12 protein-coding genes are annotated in these 16,342 nt (G+C 61.2%); 10 read left to right on the top strand and 2 right to left on the bottom strand.

The genetic code is table 11. The features are described 5' to 3' along the window. The first annotated feature begins 321 nt into the window (after nucleotides 1–321). On the top strand, nucleotides 322–1,242 hold the full coding sequence (argF, locus tag BLS27_RS12660; protein WP_043206517.1) for an ornithine carbamoyltransferase: 921 nt from the start codon (nucleotides 322–324) through the stop codon (nucleotides 1,240–1,242). Then, nucleotides 1,239–2,348, top strand: a complete 1,110-nt coding sequence (locus BLS27_RS12655; protein ID WP_043206516.1) for an ABC transporter ATP-binding protein — start codon at nucleotides 1,239–1,241, stop codon at nucleotides 2,346–2,348. The genes argF and BLS27_RS12655 overlap by 4 nt, the downstream gene beginning before the upstream one ends. Nucleotides 2,349–2,427: 79 nt before the next feature. On the opposite strand, the gene ybaK is transcribed toward BLS27_RS12655, so the two are convergent. After that, nucleotides 2,428–2,898, bottom strand: a complete 471-nt coding sequence (gene ybaK, locus BLS27_RS12650; RefSeq protein WP_043206515.1) for a Cys-tRNA(Pro) deacylase — start codon at nucleotides 2,896–2,898, stop codon at nucleotides 2,428–2,430. Between the two features lie 302 nt (nucleotides 2,899–3,200). On the opposite strand from ybaK, the gene BLS27_RS12645 reads away from it, so the two are divergent. The 4 genes from BLS27_RS12645 to glpD all read left to right on the top strand — a co-directional run bounded on the left by BLS27_RS12645 (nucleotide 3,201) and on the right by glpD (nucleotide 8,333). Continuing rightward, nucleotides 3,201–4,052: an MIP/aquaporin family protein gene (locus BLS27_RS12645; protein WP_043206514.1), complete on the top strand. Its 852-nt coding sequence runs from the start codon at nucleotides 3,201–3,203 to the stop codon at nucleotides 4,050–4,052. A 65-nt stretch (nucleotides 4,053–4,117) separates the two neighbouring features. Further along, complete coding sequence (glpK, locus tag BLS27_RS12640) at nucleotides 4,118–5,608, top strand: glycerol kinase GlpK (protein ID WP_043206513.1); 1,491 nt, start codon at nucleotides 4,118–4,120, stop codon at nucleotides 5,606–5,608. 175 nt (nucleotides 5,609–5,783) lie between these two features. After that, complete coding sequence (gene glpR, locus BLS27_RS12635) at nucleotides 5,784–6,539, top strand: DNA-binding transcriptional repressor GlpR (protein ID WP_043206512.1); 756 nt, start codon at nucleotides 5,784–5,786, stop codon at nucleotides 6,537–6,539. A 255-nt stretch (nucleotides 6,540–6,794) separates the two neighbouring features. Beyond that, a complete protein-coding gene (gene glpD, locus BLS27_RS12630; protein WP_090345037.1) occupies nucleotides 6,795–8,333 on the top strand; it encodes a glycerol-3-phosphate dehydrogenase in 1,539 nt (512 codons plus the stop codon). A 56-nt stretch (nucleotides 8,334–8,389) separates the two neighbouring features. Here the strand turns inward: glpD and BLS27_RS12625 are convergent, their stop codons facing one another. Next, on the bottom strand, nucleotides 8,390–12,607 hold the full coding sequence (locus BLS27_RS12625) for an NEL-type E3 ubiquitin ligase domain-containing protein (RefSeq protein ID WP_244155238.1): 4,218 nt from the start codon (nucleotides 12,605–12,607) through the stop codon (nucleotides 8,390–8,392). Between the two features lie 490 nt (nucleotides 12,608–13,097). Here BLS27_RS12625 and BLS27_RS12620 point away from each other — a divergent pair, with 490 nt between their 5' ends. From BLS27_RS12620 to BLS27_RS12605, 4 genes are all read left to right on the top strand, one after another. Further along, a complete protein-coding gene (locus BLS27_RS12620) occupies nucleotides 13,098–14,015 on the top strand; it encodes a glutamate/aspartate ABC transporter substrate-binding protein (RefSeq protein ID WP_043206509.1) in 918 nt (305 codons plus the stop codon). Nucleotides 14,016–14,159: 144 nt separating this feature from the next. Continuing rightward, complete coding sequence (locus BLS27_RS12615) at nucleotides 14,160–14,906, top strand: amino acid ABC transporter permease (protein WP_043206508.1); 747 nt, start codon at nucleotides 14,160–14,162, stop codon at nucleotides 14,904–14,906. Beyond that, nucleotides 14,907–15,578 (top strand): amino acid ABC transporter permease, encoded by a 672-nt coding sequence (locus BLS27_RS12610; RefSeq protein WP_043206507.1) that lies wholly within the window; start codon nucleotides 14,907–14,909, stop codon nucleotides 15,576–15,578. Next, nucleotides 15,575–16,309, top strand: a complete 735-nt coding sequence (locus BLS27_RS12605; RefSeq protein ID WP_043206506.1) for an amino acid ABC transporter ATP-binding protein — start codon at nucleotides 15,575–15,577, stop codon at nucleotides 16,307–16,309. Before BLS27_RS12610 ends, BLS27_RS12605 begins: the two co-directional genes overlap by 4 nt. Nucleotides 16,310–16,342 lie beyond the last annotated feature (33 nt).

Here is a 16,342-nt window from a genome sequence, read left to right as displayed (position 1 = left end):
CTTCACATAGGTATCGACGCCGCGCAATGCTTTGAACATCCTCCGACCTGTGGCACGCGATTCGCGACAAGGGGTTTGCCAAACCGCCGGCAAGCCGTGTACAACCCCTGTAGAAAATAAAAAACAGCAGCCCTACAAAGGGTTATGACACCCGCAGTAATAGAGCAGCTGTTTCCCCTCTTGGTTTGAGGCGACATTTAATTATAGTATTGCGCCTTCCCCTATTCCGTCCGCCTCGTGCGGCTTACGCCGCAGGTCACTCCCGTTGTCAACAAAACCATACGGTCGACCTGCAAACCGTTGCAGATAAGGTAGTCAATCATGAGCGCTAGGCACTTTCTCTCCCTGCTGGATTTCACCACCGACGAATTGCTCGGTGTGATCCGCCGAGGCATCGAGCTGAAGGATCTGCGCAAACGAGGCGTGCTGTTCGAGCCACTGAAGAATCGCGTACTGGGGATGATCTTCGAAAAATCCTCGACCCGTACCCGTGTCTCCTTCGAGGCTGGCATGATCCAACTGGGCGGCCAGGCGATCTTCCTTTCGCCGCGTGACACCCAACTGGGTCGTGGCGAGCCGATCAGCGACAGCGCCATCGTCCTGTCGAGCATGCTTGACGTGGTGATGATCCGCACCCACGCCCACAGCACCCTGACCGAATTCGCCGCTTATTCGCGCGTCCCGGTGATCAACGCCCTGTCCGACGAGTCGCACCCGTGCCAGTTGCTGGCCGACATGCAGACCTTCCTCGAGCACCGCGGCTCGATCCAGGGCAAGACCGTGGCCTGGATCGGCGATGGCTTCAATATGTGCAACTCCTATATCGAAGCCGCCCACCAATTCGACTTCCAACTGCGCATCGCCTGCCCGGAAGGCTATGAGCCCGATCCGCGCTTCCTCCAACTGGGTGGCGATCGCGTGACCATCGTCCGCGACCCCAAAGAAGCCGTGCGCGGTGCACACCTTGTGACCACCGATGTCTGGACTTCCATGGGCCAGGAGGAGGAAACTGCACGGCGCCTGGCGCATTTCGCGCCCTACCAGGTCACCCGCGAACTGCTCGACCTGGCGGCACCCGACGCCCTGTTCATGCATTGCCTGCCCGCCCACCGTGGCGAGGAAATCAGCCAGGACCTGCTCGACGACCCACGTTCGGTCGCCTGGGACCAGGCTGAAAACCGCCTGCATGCGCAGAAGGCCCTTCTGGAATTCCTTGTAGAACCGGCTTACCACCACGCATGAGTCATCCGCTACTGCTTAACCTGCGCAACCTGGCCTGTGGCTATGGCGACCAGCGCATCGTCCAGAACCTAAATCTGCACCTCAATGCAGGCGACATCGGTTGCCTGCTGGGGTCTTCAGGCTGCGGCAAGACCACCACACTGCGCGCCATCGCCGGTTTCGAGCCGGTGCATGAGGGCGAGATCCAGCTGGCCGGCGAGGTCATCTCCCGCGCAGGCTTCACCCTGGCGCCGGAGAAACGCCGCATTGGCATGGTGTTTCAGGACTATGCACTGTTCCCCCATTTGACCGTCGCGCAGAACATCGCCTTCGGTATCGGGAAGCATCCCCGTCAGGGCGAGGTGGTCGACGAAATGCTGGAGCTGGTCAAGCTCAGCGGCCTGGGTAGTCGTTACCCCCACGAGCTGTCCGGCGGCCAGCAGCAGCGGGTCGCCCTAGCCCGGGCTTTGGCGCCGGAACCCCAGTTGTTGCTGCTTGACGAGCCCTTCTCCAACCTGGACGTGGAGCTGCGCCGGCGTCTGAGCCATGAGGTGCGCGATATCCTCAAGAGCCGCGGCACCAGCGCCATCCTGGTTACCCACGATCAGGAGGAAGCCTTCGCCGTGAGCGATCACGTGGGCGTGTTCAAAGAAGGCCGCCTGGAGCAGTGGGATACCCCTTACAACCTCTATCACGAACCGCAGACGCCGTTCGTCGCCAGCTTCATCGGCCAGGGCTACTTCATCCGTGGCCAGATGAGCAGCCATGATGCGGTCAATACCGAACTGGGTGAGTTGCGCGGCAATCGTGCCTACACCATGGCGCTGGGCAGCTCGGTGGACGTGCTGTTGCGTCCGGATGACATCATCCACGCGCCGGACAGCGATTTGCGGGCAACCATCATCGGCAAAAGCTTCCTCGGCGCGTCGACGCTGTATCGCCTGCAGCTGCCCACCGGTAGCCAGCTCGAGGCGATCTTCCCGAGCCATATCGACCATCAGGTCGGTCAGGATGTCGGCATCAGCGTGGCAGCAGATCACCTGGTACTTTTCCCGGTACCAGGCAGCGTGGCGGCGCAGTTGCCACGTCAGGAGAACGGGGTTCGCCGCTACAGCTCGGCAACCTGAGCCACCCGACAAGGGCCGCTGGGCGGCCCATTCCTGATTGTCCGGAGCACCTGCTTCCCTCCATCCAATCCGCTAGGGTTCAGCCTCGCCCGATCCCGGCGAACTTCCCTTGGGTGTGCTCGGCCAGCACCGCCGCCGCCAGCTCCACCTCAAGCCCGCGTCGCCCGGCGCTCACATGGATGCTCTCGAACTGCTGCGCAGAATCGTCGATGAAGGTACGCAGGCGCTTCTTCTGGCCCAGCGGGCTGATCCCACCCACCAGGTAGCCCGTGACACGCTGCGCCGCCACCGGGTCGGCCATCTCACACTTCTTCACCCCTGCCGCATGGGCCAACGCCTTCAAATCCAGCGTGCCTCCCACGGGCACCACTGCCACCAGCAATTCACCTTTTTCACTGCTGGCCAACAGGGTCTTGAACACCCGCTGCGGGTCGAGCCCTAGCTTCTCTGCGGCCTCCAAGCCGTAGGAGGCCGCCTTGGGGTCATGTTCGTAGCTGTGCACGCGGTGTTCGGCACGCGCCTTCTTCAAAAGATCGAGGGCGGGGGTCATGTACGGCTCCAGTCGATGGCAAGTCGCCGGCTACTTTAGGGCAAATCCCACAGAGCGACCAGCGAACCGAGCTCCACCGTGTCTGGCTCGCGGATTCACGCTTGATACAGGCAGTCAGATTGTGAATGACGGTTCACTTTCGACCTTTGACATCAGCGTTTCTTGTCTATATTTTTTCGTTTTTGAATAAATGGCGCCCTTTAAAGGTGCGTTTCCTACATTCGCCCGGGGTTTATGGGGATAGACACCGAGCCTTTTGTCGAGCGCCCAGTGCCTCACAACAACAAGAAACGAGGTTTCACATGACGACTGCTCTACGACAACCCACCCTTTCAAGCCAATGCCTGGCCGAGTTCCTCGGCACCGCCTTGCTCATCTTCTTCGGTACCGGTTGCGTCGCCGCTCTCAAGGTCGCGGGTGCCAGTTTCGGCCTCTGGGAGATCAGCATCATCTGGGGCATTGGCGTCAGCATGGCGATCTACCTCACCGCCGGCATTTCAGGGGCTCACTTGAACCCCGCCGTGAGCATTGCCTTGAGCCTGTTCGCCGATTTCGACAAGCGCAAACTGCCCTTCTACATCCTCGCCCAAGTCTGTGGCGCCTTCTGTGCCGCAGCGCTGGTCTACACGCTGTACAGCAACCTGTTCTTCGAATTCGAACAGACCCACGCGATGGTTCGTGGCAGCCAGGCCAGTCTGGAGCTGGCCTCGGTGTTCTCCACCTATCCACACCCGTCTCTGTCCATTGCCCAGGCCGTAGTGGTCGAAGTAGTGATTACCGCCATTCTCATGGCCGTGATCATGGCGCTGACCGACGACAACAACGGCTTGCCCCGAGGCGCCATGGCACCGCTCTTGATTGGCTTGCTGATCGCAGTGATCGGCAGTGCCATGGGCCCGCTCACCGGCTTTGCCATGAATCCGGCTCGGGATTTCGGGCCCAAGCTGATGACCTTCCTGGCTGGCTGGGGCCAAATCGCCTTCACCGGCGGGCGTGACATCCCCTACTTTTTGGTTCCGGTGTTCGCACCGATCCTAGGCGCCTGCCTGGGCGCCGCCCTGTACCGGGGCCTGATCGCCCGCAATTTGCCGACGGTGCAACCCGCGAACCTACAAACAGACGATAATCCTCAGGGCAAGACCCAGGTCTCCTGATGCCGCCGCCGGGCCAATTGCCCGACCAGCCCTGACTTCCCCCAATTTTGTGCAAGGCCACCGACATGACAGATACCCAGGACAAGAACTACATCATCGCCCTGGACCAGGGCACCACCAGTTCGCGGGCCATCATCTTCGACCGCGACGCTAACGTGGTCGGCACCTCGCAGCGCGAGTTCGCCCAGCACTATCCCCAGGCTGGCTGGGTCGAGCACGACCCGATGGAAATCTTCGCCACCCAGAGCGCGACCATGGTCGAGGCGCTGGCCCAGGCTGGCATCAGCCATGCCCAGGTGGCCGCGCTGGGCATCACCAACCAGCGTGAAACCACTGTGGTCTGGGACAAGGAAACCGGCCGCCCCGTGTACAACGCCATCGTCTGGCAGTGCCGGCGCAGCACCGAGATCTGCGAGCAGCTCAAACGCGAAGGCCATGAGGCGTACATCCGCGAAACCACCGGGCTGGTCACCGACCCCTATTTCTCCGGCACCAAGCTCAAATGGATCCTCGACAACGTCGAAGGTGTCCGTGAGCGTGCCGAACGGGGCGAACTGCTGTTCGGCACCATCGATACCTGGCTGATCTGGAAATTCTCGGGCGGCAAGGTCCATGTCACCGATTACACCAACGCCTCGCGCACCCTGATGTTCAACATCCATACCCTGCAATGGGACGACCAACTGCTGCAGATCCTGGGTATTCCTCGCCAGATGCTGCCCCAGGTACGCCCATCGTCCGAGGTCTATGGTCACACCAAAAGCGGCATCGCCATTGCCGGTATCGCCGGCGACCAGCAATCGGCGCTGTTCGGCCAGATGTGCGTCGAGCCCGGTCAGGCCAAGAACACCTACGGCACGGGCTGCTTCCTGCTGATGAATACCGGCAAGCAGGCGGTGAAGTCGTCCCACGGCCTACTCACCACCATCGCCTGCGGCCCGCGGGGGGAAGTGGCCTATGCCCTGGAAGGCGCGGTGTTCAACGGCGGCTCCACCGTGCAGTGGCTGCGCGACGAGCTGAAGATCGTCAACGATGCCTATGACACCGAATACTTCGCCAGCAAGGTCAAGGACAGCAATGGCGTCTATCTGGTACCCGCCTTCACCGGCCTCGGCGCCCCCTATTGGGACCCCTATGCCCGTGGCGCGCTGTTCGGGCTGACCCGCGGTGTCAAGGTCGATCACATCATCCGGGCAGCCCTGGAATCGATCGCCTTCCAGACCCGCGACGTGCTCGATGCCATGCAGCAAGATTGCGGCCAGCGCCTGAGCGAACTGCGCGTCGATGGGGGCGCAGTGGCTAATAACTTCCTCATGCAGTTCCAGGCCGATATCCTCGGCACCTGCGTCGAACGACCGAAAATGCGCGAAACCACAGCCCTGGGCGCAGCCTACCTGGCAGGCCTGGCCTGTGGTTTCTGGAGCGGACTGGACGAACTGCGGGACAAGGCCATCATCGAGCGCGAGTTCAGCCCACAACTGGAAGAAGCGCAGAAAGAAAAGCTCTACAAAGGCTGGCAAAAGGCTGTGGAGCGCACCCGCGACTGGGAAGAGTAGGCTGCAAGCTGCAAGCTGCAAGCTGCAAGCTGCAAGCTGCAAGCTGCAAGCCAAGCATAGGCACGTCGGCCAACCGAACGCTGCTTTTTCTTATGGCTTGTAACTTGTAGCTTGTAGCTTATAGCCGCCTTTGGTTTCATTGCAGAATTTGTCCGGCAGCCCCAAAGGACCGCCCATGAATCTGCCTCCCCGCCAACAACAAATCCTCGAACTGGTGCGCGAGCGCGGTTACGTCAGCATCGAAGAAATGGCGCAGCTGTTCGTCGTCACCCCACAAACCATCCGCCGTGACATCAACCAGCTCGCCGAGGGCAACCTGCTGCGACGCTACCACGGCGGCGCAGCCTACGATTCGAGCATCGAGAACACCGCCTACGCCATGCGTGCAGACCAGATGCGCGATGAGAAGCAACGCATCGCCGAAGCCGTGGCCCGGCAGATTCCCGATCATGCCTCACTGTTCATCAATATCGGCACGACCACCGAGTCGATCGCCCGCGCCCTGCTCAATCACAACCATCTCAAGGTCATCACCAACAACCTGCATGTGGCCGCGATACTCGGCGCCAAGGACGATTTCGAAGTCCTGGTGGCTGGCGGCACCGTGCGCCGCGACGGCGGGGTCGTGGGCCAGGCAAGCGTCGACTTCATCAACCAGTTCAAGGTCGACTTCGCCCTGGTCGGCATCAGTGGCATCGACGAAGACGGCAGCCTGCTCGATTTCGACTATCAGGAAGTACGGGTTTCCCAGGCGATCATCAACAATGCCCGTCAGGTCATCCTGGCTGCCGACTCGAGCAAGTTCGGCCGCAATGCCATGGTTCGCCTGGGTTCGATCAGCCTGGTCGACTGCCTGGTGACCGACCAGCCCCCAACCCCCGCCCTCACCCAATTGCTCAACCAGCACAAGATTCGCCTAGAAGTCGTCTGATCCGGGCGTCGGAATCCAGCAGATCCTGGGCTGCCTTGCAGCCCATTACAGGTCAGGTCCTCACCGGCCCACCCCCAGTGCTCGCATGCGCCGAATACGGCGCGTTCTATGTTCGCTATCGTTCATTTTCTTGTTCTCTGATCAGTTTTTTCTATAGAGACTGACTGGATAACGGCTATTCGTTGCGCTAATATTTTCGAAAATGAACATCAATGTTCACTTTCGATGTGAACTGCGCCCCCAGGAGGCCTTGCCGTGTCCCAGCCCGCTTCGTCCCAGCCGCCCCTCGCCGATTGTTACGACCTCGCTGTGATCGGGGGAGGCATCAATGGCGTGGGCATCGCCGCCGACGCAGCGGGACGCGGCCTGAAGGTGTTCCTTTGCGAAAAAGACGACCTGGCCAGCCATACGTCCTCGGCCAGTAGCAAGTTGATTCATGGCGGCCTGCGCTACTTGGAGCACTATGAGTTCCGTCTGGTCCGTGAGGCCCTGGCAGAGCGCGAGGTGTTGCTGGCCAAGGCACCGCATATCGTCAAACCCATGCGTTTCGTCCTGCCCCACCGCCCACACCTGCGCCCAGCCTGGATGATCCGCGCGGGCCTGTTCCTCTACGATCACCTGGGCAAGCGCAAGCGCCTGGGGGCCTCTCGCAGCCTGCGCTTCGGTGCTGGCAATCCGCTCAAGCCCGTCATTACCCGAGGTTTCGAGTACGCCGATTGCGCCGTGGACGACGCGCGTTTGGTGGTGCTCAATGCCATGGCTGCCCGTGAAAAAGGCGCGCACATTCATACCCATACCCGCTGCCTGCGCGCAGAGCGCGTCGATGGGGTGTGGGAGGTGGCACTGCAACAGGCCGACGGCAGCCAGCGCACCATCCGCGCCCGCGCCTTGGTCAACGCCGCCGGGCCTTGGGTAGCCAGCTTCATCAAGGACGATCTCAAGCTCGACGCGCCTTACGGCATCCGCCTGATCCAGGGCAGCCACATCATCGTTCCGCGTCTGTACGAAGGCGAACACGCCTACATCCTGCAGAACGAAGACCAACGCATCGTCTTCGCCATCCCGTACCTGGATCGCTTCACCCTGATCGGCACTACCGACCGTGAGTACAGCGCCGACCCAGCCAAGGTAGCCATCACCGAGATGGAAACCGACTACTTGCTCAAGATCGTCAACGAGCATTTCAACCATCAGCTCAGCCGCGCCGATATCCTGCACACCTATTCCGGGGTACGCCCGCTGTGCAACGACGAATCCGACAATCCGTCGGCCGTCACCCGCGACTACACCTTGGCGCTGTCGGCCAGCGACGGCCAGGCACCTCTGCTGTCGGTCTTTGGCGGCAAGCTCACCACGTACCGTAAGCTGGCCGAATCGGCCATGGGCGAACTCAAGCCATTCTTCACCCAGATGCGTGATAGCTGGACGGCCACCGCCCCACTCCCAGGCGGTGAAAACATGACGACGGTTCAGGCGCTGGTCGATGCGGTATTGGCCCGCCACGGCTGGCTGCCGGTGGATATCGCCAAGCGTTGGGCAGTGACCTATGGCAGCCGGGTATGGCGCCTGATCGAAGGCGTGAGTGGGCCCGAGGAACTGGGCCAACCAATCGGTGGCGGCTTGTTCAGCCGTGAAGTGGACTATTTGATCGCCCAGGAATGGGCGGTGCAAGCCGATGACATCCTCTGGCGCCGGACCAAGCTGGGGCTGTTCACCAGCCCGGCTGAAAAGCAGGCACTGGCCGATTACCTGCACCGCGCCCACTCCAACCGAGCCGCCGAGCAGGCAGCCTGACCCTCAATCAAGCCCCCTGGCATGGCGCCCGCGCAGCCAGGGGGCTGACAGCCAGCCTATGGCTTGGCGCGCATGTAGACCTCCCGGGCCAGCGCCTTCACCAGCTCACGTTCGGCCCGGTTGAACTCATCAGCCATCTCCTTCAGCCGTCTTGCGTATTCCCCTTCTGTGATCTGGTCCGCAGCCAGCTTATCGTCGAGCGAATCCAGCTCTCCCCAAGACGCCTGATGCACCGCCTCGAAGCGCTGCGCGTAGTGTTCCCTGACGTAGTGCGCCCAGAACGGGCGTTGAGCGAGCGAGTCGATTAAGGCGTCATCATTTTCCAGCGAAAGCACCCGCGCTTGAGCGATTTCCACGTCGTGCTTGGTAAGCCTGGAAAAACGCCCGAAATGCATCCAGTCCTTCTGCAGCGGCAGACCGATCCATTCATAGAGCGCGACCCGGTAAGCCAGCTCCGTCTCAACCGGATCCACCACACCCGTCTCTTGCCCCAGGGCAAGTTGCATTTCCCGTTCAGACTCCAGCCGGGCGACGTGCTCCTTGGCGATCCGGTCGATCTCATCCAGTCGGAACAATGGACGTGCCAGGCCAAGCAAGGTGCTTTCCACCTGATCCTTCGCAACGCCGAGAATGGCCTGTTCGGCAAGCACGGCCTCTTCGGCGTGACGCAGCGTCAGCAACAATCTGTCATCACAGCCGCGGGGACCATCCATCATCATGAACAGCCGCTGGCGCAAGGGCTCACGCTCGGCACACGCTTGCAGCAATGACCAGATGCGGGCGCGAAAGCGCTGCGGATTCCTCGTGAAATCCCGCGAGCTGGCAAAGTCAGCCAGAAACTGGAACAACGATGCCGAACCAGGCTCCTCCTGCAACGTCTCCCAGAGTGCCTGCCTGCGCAGGCTCTGTTCATCCGCTCCCTCATCCAGCCACCGCGCGCGCAGCGAAGCGTCGACGACAGCATGCTGGTAACCGGGATTCTCCTGGACATCCTCGCCCGCGATCGCCCTCACCGGCGCCAACGACACATCGCCCGAGCTGGAGGACCCTTCGCTGCCGCTGTGCGAGGGCGGATTATCGTGCAGCAGCACCCGCTCGAGTCGGTGGCGAAGCCTGTGGTTGTCACGCTGCAGCAACTGAATACGATTGCTGCGCAAATCCACCAGTGCAGCCAGTGGGAGTCGCTCCGGCAACGCCATCAACCCCGTCGCCCGCAAGCGCATCTCGCGCAGGTGGCGCAGGTGGCTCAGGTCCGGCGCGCGGCCGAGTTCGCCATTATGGCTGAGGTTGAGATGCTGAAGGCGCACCAGGCCGCGCAGACAGTGTTCCCCGGCTTCATCCATGACGATGTGATTACGCGACAGATCGAGCCACCTGAGCTGCCCAAGGTATTCCAGGCCCTGAGGCACGCGGCCAAGGCGGTTGCCCCTCAGATCGAGCTCACGCACATTGGCGAAGCGGTGCAGAAAATCCGCCTCGATGTCGGACAGTTCCATGTTGCGCAGAACCAGCCGCTCGACGTGATCGAACCTCACCCCTTCAGGCAAGGTCGGTAGCCCGCCGACCCGCTCTCCGTCGATCACCAGGACGTAGGAGCCATCTTCATTGACGATCTTGCGTCGCCAGCTACGCCTGATCTGGTCGGCGACCCGACGACGACGCAGACGAGTGAACAGCCCGCTGGCCTCGTTGCGCCAAGCCTCCAGCCCCGTGCGCAACTGCTCCAGATGCAGCGACAACATCGAAAAGTGCTCGTACAACCCCAAATGACGGGTGCGCAGCTCACGAATGTAGGCATCGAGCTGCAGGGCGCTCAACGTCGGGAAAATCCGATGGATGCCTCGCACGATGGCCGATCCATCGACAGCCCCTCTTCCGCTGAGTGCATACCCCGCCTGCCCATCGCCGAAGCGCAGCGGGGCACGTAGGGCCTTCGCATCGCCCATACCAAGGCACTTGGCAACCCGATCACGCGACTCGCTGGCATACGCTGCCAAGCGATTTTCCAGGGCGTCGACCTGCTTTCCCGCAATACCCAACGTACGTTTTTGCCCGTCGCTCAACAGGCCGAACAACAACGACATCAAATCCTGCTCGCCTTTGTGCCCCTGGAGCGCGTATCGATTACCTGAACGGATGATCGACCTCCGCCTGGCAGCCTGCGCCTTGCCCTGTTTGGCCAGCAGCGGTCCCTCGATCGAGCCTTCGCGAATCTCGATCCGCAAATCCGCAGGCCAGGGCGCCAGCAACTCGATCAACTCAAGCGCCAGACGCTGGGTGTCGGCATTGGTCGCCCTGAACAGGCGCAGCCCGGCGCAGGCGCGGTCGAGACGGCTCTCGCGCAGATACCATCGAGCACGTTCGGCCAATGCCAACGGCACTCGCTCGCTGCTCTCCAGGCGGGTGATTTCGGCGCCAGTGGCCTGGGCACAGATTTCCCGCGCACAACGAAGCGACAACCCCGGAAAATCCCGCAGCAATTTGCTTTGCGCTGGACCGGCCATGGGTTCGCGCTCCTTGAACAGCGCCTCGAGCTCAGCGCCCCCCAGATGAGCATGCTGCTGATGCAGTTGATGACGCTCCAGCGCATCGAGCAATCGCGCAGGCGCCCCCTGGTTTTCGAGGTGCAATCGGCGTATCTGCGCCTCGCTGTAACCGGTCGCCTGCAACAAATGCTTTGCCGTTTCATCGGAAAGGTCAGACAAGCGCCCGCTCAGCCGCCGAACCAAGGTACCGGCACCGCTCCAGGTCCGCGGCTGCTCGAATTCGTGGCGCCAGCCCCCTGCTCCGTTGTCTTCTATACGCGGCGTGTACATATCAGCACGCGTGGGATGACGCAGGCGCCCGCCACGCTCGGTCTGCAGCCGGTAGAGCTGATTGTCGTCATGCAGCAACCATTGTTCTTGCGGGGTTTGAGCATTGTGGCTGGCGGGGTCTAGCCGGTAACCCTCGAGCGAGCCGTCGAACAGCTTCACCTTGCCCTGACGGGTGCGAACCAGGCTGAGCTTATCGACGAATGCCACTGGCTTGAGCGCTTTTACCGCCACCGATACCCCTTTAGCCAGCAGCGCTCCAGCGACCATGCTCTCGGCCACCCCAAACACATGGGCGATAGCTCCCTGACGATCGCCCAGGTTCCAATCCTCGTAACCTTCATAGAACTCGCTGGCGATCTGCACCAGGGCCACAGGCAGCAATGCCTCCCCCAATACCGGAACGAACAGCGAAGCGATATTGAGTACATTCAGGCCCAAGGACTCGTAACCGCTTAGCCGTTCGTTACGATCGTTTTCGTCTTCCTGACCTGTCGGCACAGCGAGCACACGTGCATCGTCGAAAATCTTGTCTATCTGCGAGTCAGCCAGAAAGACTCTCAACCGCTCTCCTATCGATTTGTCCTTTTTTGCAATGATCGGCTTATGTCCGCCGGTCAATGTCGCCAACCGTTCGTGCGTCCAGCCCTTGGACTGCTCGGCCAGACGGGTGAAGAACTTGACGCGGTCGGCCTCGCTGACGAATCGGGCAAAAAACTGCCGATAACGACGGCTGACCAAACGCCTGGCCAGCCCGTCGTAGACTGCCTGCCAGGAATCAAAACGCTTCACCGGACAATCCGGATCATTGGGCACCCAGACGATCACACCTTGCAACGCCCCACCATCAGCCGCACTGGCCGCTGCGCAGACCACGCCATGAACGGGTACGCCCAATATATACAGGTGCCGAAGCTCCACGTTGGACGAGGTTGCCGGCACGATTGACGGAAACGCCATCAAGGCCAGCATGCACTGGAAGCTGTCCTCATCCAGCTCGCCCTTGAGCTGCGCCGAGCGCACGGCGACCTCAAGGTGCGCCTGCTGGTTCTCCTGGAACAGGCGATACACGGCCTCAGCGCCGTCTTTGGGTTTGAGAACCGCCTTGAGTTTTTCCTGGTACTTCGCGCCGATGTCCAGCTCTCGGCAGCGCCCGGCAAAGGCATGAAACCCCAAGGCCATCCGCTTACCCGAACGCGTGCGCAGATACCCTTTGCGAGTGTCGGAAGGCCGGGTCTCGACCAGATGAAAGTTGTGCAGCGCAGCGGCCAATAGGCTTTGTGTCGATGATGGAACGAACTGGCGCGTCGAAAGTATTAAAGCAAAGGACGGCATGACCGGACGCCGCCAGATACACACCTGGCTGTGCCTGACGTCAGGAGCCGCTTCACCCAGTTGCACCAGCTTTTCACGTAAAAGCGGCTCGGCGAACGCCTCGATCGAAGGAATCTGCGCCAGCACCGGGCGCAAGGCGGCTACCGCACGCTCTTGCCTGAGCAATGCCTTGTGAAACGCACGCAGGCGATCGATACAGTGCAGGTGGCCGTCCTCACGGCGCAACCAGCTTGGCATCTGTTGCGCGAACAAGGTGTCGATGGAATCGTCAGATGGAGCGGAATCAGGCATGTGCAATCTCGAGCAGTTGAAAAGCTCGATCTCATCAATTGCTTGCCCCGGTGGCGCAGTACCGGAGTACTACCCAGGCCCCTCATTCGGATTTCCGAACACGCAGAGGGTATTCATTCGGAAATCCGCACGTCTGCTCTGGCAAAAAACGGTAAAAAAAAGCCTCAAAACCAGTAATTTCGCGGCGATATGATCGACAGCAGGGCTTGGCACGACTCATGCTCTACACTTGGTAGCCGAATGCACCACGTTTGCTGCTGTATTCGTGGAACGAAGAGTCCGCCAACGGCTCCATAAAAAAAACAAACACGTCGAGGAAAATTTGATGCGCATCGTTCGTCAATTGCTGGGCGCCGCCATCGCGGCCGCTGTCATCGCATCGCCTGTCATGGCCGAAGAACTGACCGGCACCCTGAAGAAGATCAAGGATTCGGGCACCATCACCCTGGGCCACCGCGACTCCTCCATTCCATTTTCCTACCTGGCCGGCAAGCCAGAGCCTGTGGGCTATTCCCACGACATCCAGCTGGCCGTCGTCGACGCGCTGAAAAAGCAACTGGGTACGGACATCAAGGTCCGCTACAACCTGGTCACCTCCCAGACCCGCATCCCGCTGGTGCAGAACGGCACCGTGGACCTTGAATGCGGCTCCACCACCAACAACGTCGAGCGCCAGCAGCAGGTCGGCTTCTCGGTCGGCATCTTCGAAGTCGGCACCCGCCTGCTGACCAAGGTCAAGGACGGTCAGCCAGCCTACAAGGACTTCCCGGACCTGGCCGGCAAGAACGTGGTGACCACCGCCGGTACCACCTCCGAACGCATCCTCAAGGCGATGAACGCCGACAAGCAGATGAAGATGAACGTGATCTCCGCAAAAGACCACGGCGAAGCCTTCAACATGCTCGAAAGCGGCCGCGCCGTGGCCTTCATGATGGACGACGCCCTGCTCGCCGGCGAAATGGCCAAGGCGCGCAAGCCTGCCGACTGGGTCATCACCGGCACCCCGCAGTCCTACGAGATCTACGGCTGCATGGTGCGCAAGGGTGACGACGCCTTCAAGAAAGCGGTCGATGACGCCATCGTGGCGTACTTCAAGTCTGGCGCGGTCAACAAGAGCTACGAGAAGTGGTTCCAGCAGCCGATTCCGCCAAAAGGCCTTAACCTGAACTTCCCGATGAGCGAAGAGCTGAAAAAGCTGATCGCCGAGCCGACCGACAAGGCGGCGGACGAGAAGAAGTCCTGATCCCCAGCCAGTGGCCTACTGCTCGACCCGAGCAGCATCAACCCGACAGGCCACTCATTAGTGTCTAACCTTTCAACCGAGGGCGCTCGCCGCCCTCGGTTGCTCGAAGGTGCCCGTGAAACAACCGTCTGAGGGGAAATCCCGATGAATTACAACTGGGACTGGGGCGTATTCTTCAAGTCCACCGGCGTGGGCAGCGAAACCTACCTGGACTGGTATATCACCGGTCTGGGCTGGACCATCGCCATTGCCGTGACCGCCTGGATCATCGCCTTGCTGCTGGGCTCGCTGCTCGGCGTGATGCGCACCGTGCCGAACCGTGTGGTATCGGGGATCGCCACCGCCTATGTGGAACTGTTCCGCAACGTGCCGCTGTTGGTGCAACTGTTCATCTGGTACTTCCTGGTACCGGACCTGCTGCCTGAAGGGCTGCAGGAGTGGTTCAAGCAAGACCTCAACCCGACCACCTCCGCCCTCATCAGCGTGGTCATCTGCCTGGGCCTGTTCACCGCCGCGCGGGTCTGCGAGCAGGTACGCACCGGCATCCAGGCCCTGCCTCGCGGTCAGGAATCGGCTGGCCGGGCGCTGGGCTTCAGCCTGCCGCAGATCTACATGAACGTGCTGCTGCCCCAGGCCTACCGGATCATCATCCCGCCGCTCACCTCGGAATTTTTGAACGTGTTCAAGAACTCCTCCGTGGCGTCGCTGATCGGCCTGATGGAACTGCTGGCCCAGACCAAGCAGACCGCCGAGTTCTCCGCGAACCTGTTCGAAGCATTCACGCTGGCCACCTTGATCTACTTCACCCTGAACATGGGGCTGATGCTGTTCATGCGTTTCATCGAGAAGAAAGTCTCGGTACCTGGCCTGATCTCCGTGGGGGGCAAGTAAATGGACATGGATTTCAGCGAAATCATCCCCGCCCTGCCGGCCCTCTGGGAAGGCATGGTGATGACCCTGCAACTGATGGTCATGGGCGTGGTCGGCGGTATCGTGCTGGGTACGATCCTGGCGCTGATGCGCCTGTCATCGAGCAAGCTGCTGTCGAATCTGGCCGGCGCCTACGTCAACTACTTCCGCTCCATCCCGCTGCTGCTGGTGATCACCTGGTTCTACCTGGCAGTCCCGTTCGTGCTGCGCTGGATCACCGGCGAGGACACCCCGGTCGGCGCCTTCACCTCCTGTGTGGTGGCGTTCATGATGTTCGAGGCCGCCTACTTCTGCGAGATCGTGCGGGCCGGCGTGCAGTCGATCTCCAAGGGCCAGATGGGCGCCGCGCAGGCACTGGGCATGACCTACGGCCAGACCATGCGCCTGATCATCCTGCCCCAGGCGTTTCGCAAGATGACCCCCCTGCTGCTGCAGCAGAGCATCATCCTGTTCCAGGACACCTCGCTGGTCTACACCGTGGGCCTGGTGGATTTCCTCAACTCGGCACGCTCCAACGGCGACATCATCGGGCGCTCCCATGAGTTCCTGATCTTCGCCGGGGTCGTGTACTTCCTCATCAGCTTCTCCGCTTCGTGGCTGGTCAAGCGCCTGCAAAAAAGGATCACCGTATGATTTCCATCAAGAACGTCAACAAGTGGTACGGGGACTTCCAGGTGCTGACCGACTGCAGCACCGAGGTCAAGAAAGGTGAAGTGGTGGTGGTCTGCGGGCCATCCGGCTCGGGCAAGTCCACGCTGATCAAGTGCGTCAATGCCCTGGAGCCCTTCCAGAAGGGTGACATCGTGGTCGACGGCACCTCCATCGCCGACCCGAAGACCAACCTGCCCAAGCTGCGTTCACGCGTCGGCATGGTGTTCCAGCACTTCGAGCTGTTCCCGCACCTGTCGATCACCGAGAACCTGACCATCGCCCAGCGCAAGGTTCTGGGCCGCAGTGAGGCCGAAGCCACCAAGAAAGGTCTGGCCCTGCTCGACCGCGTAGGCCTGGGCGCCCACGCCAAGAAGCATCCTGGCCAGCTCTCCGGCGGCCAGCAGCAGCGTGTGGCGATCGCCCGTGCGCTGTCGATGGACCCGATCGTCATGCTGTTCGACGAACCGACCTCGGCGCTGGATCCGGAAATGGTCAACGAGGTGCTGGACGTGATGGTCGAACTGGCCCATGAAGGCATGACCATGATGTGCGTGACCCACGAGATGGGCTTCGCTCGCAAGGTGGCCAACCGGGTGATCTTCATGGACAAGGGCAGCATCATCGAGGACTGCCAGAAGGAAGACTTCTTCGGCAACCCCGAAGGCCGCCACGAGCGCACCCAGCACTTCCTCAGCAAGATCCTGCAGCACTGAGTCGGCCATGCCGCTGCCCGGCGATCCGGGCAG

Origin of the sequence: Pseudomonas guariconensis, assembly GCF_900102675.1 — a bacterium.
Taxonomy (GTDB): Bacteria; Pseudomonadota; Gammaproteobacteria; order Pseudomonadales; family Pseudomonadaceae; genus Aquipseudomonas; species Aquipseudomonas guariconensis.
The sequence above is the reverse complement of the archived record's forward strand: the minus strand, read 5'-3'. Positions and strand labels throughout refer to the sequence as shown.

Coding starts and splice junctions, on each gene's coding strand:
- argF (WP_043206517.1), top strand. CDS start 322: ATGAGCGCTAGGCACTTTCTCTCCCTGCTGGATTTCACCACCGACGAA.
- BLS27_RS12655 (WP_043206516.1), top strand. CDS start 1,239: ATGAGTCATCCGCTACTGCTTAACCTGCGCAACCTGGCCTGTGGCTAT.
- ybaK (WP_043206515.1), bottom strand. CDS start 2,898: ATGACCCCCGCCCTCGATCTTTTGAAGAAGGCGCGTGCCGAACACCGC.
- BLS27_RS12645 (WP_043206514.1), top strand. CDS start 3,201: ATGACGACTGCTCTACGACAACCCACCCTTTCAAGCCAATGCCTGGCC.
- glpK (WP_043206513.1), top strand. CDS start 4,118: ATGACAGATACCCAGGACAAGAACTACATCATCGCCCTGGACCAGGGC.
- glpR (WP_043206512.1), top strand. CDS start 5,784: ATGAATCTGCCTCCCCGCCAACAACAAATCCTCGAACTGGTGCGCGAG.
- BLS27_RS12620 (WP_043206509.1), top strand. CDS start 13,098: ATGCGCATCGTTCGTCAATTGCTGGGCGCCGCCATCGCGGCCGCTGTC.
- BLS27_RS12615 (WP_043206508.1), top strand. CDS start 14,160: ATGAATTACAACTGGGACTGGGGCGTATTCTTCAAGTCCACCGGCGTG.
- BLS27_RS12610 (WP_043206507.1), top strand. CDS start 14,907: ATGGACATGGATTTCAGCGAAATCATCCCCGCCCTGCCGGCCCTCTGG.
- BLS27_RS12605 (WP_043206506.1), top strand. CDS start 15,575: ATGATTTCCATCAAGAACGTCAACAAGTGGTACGGGGACTTCCAGGTG.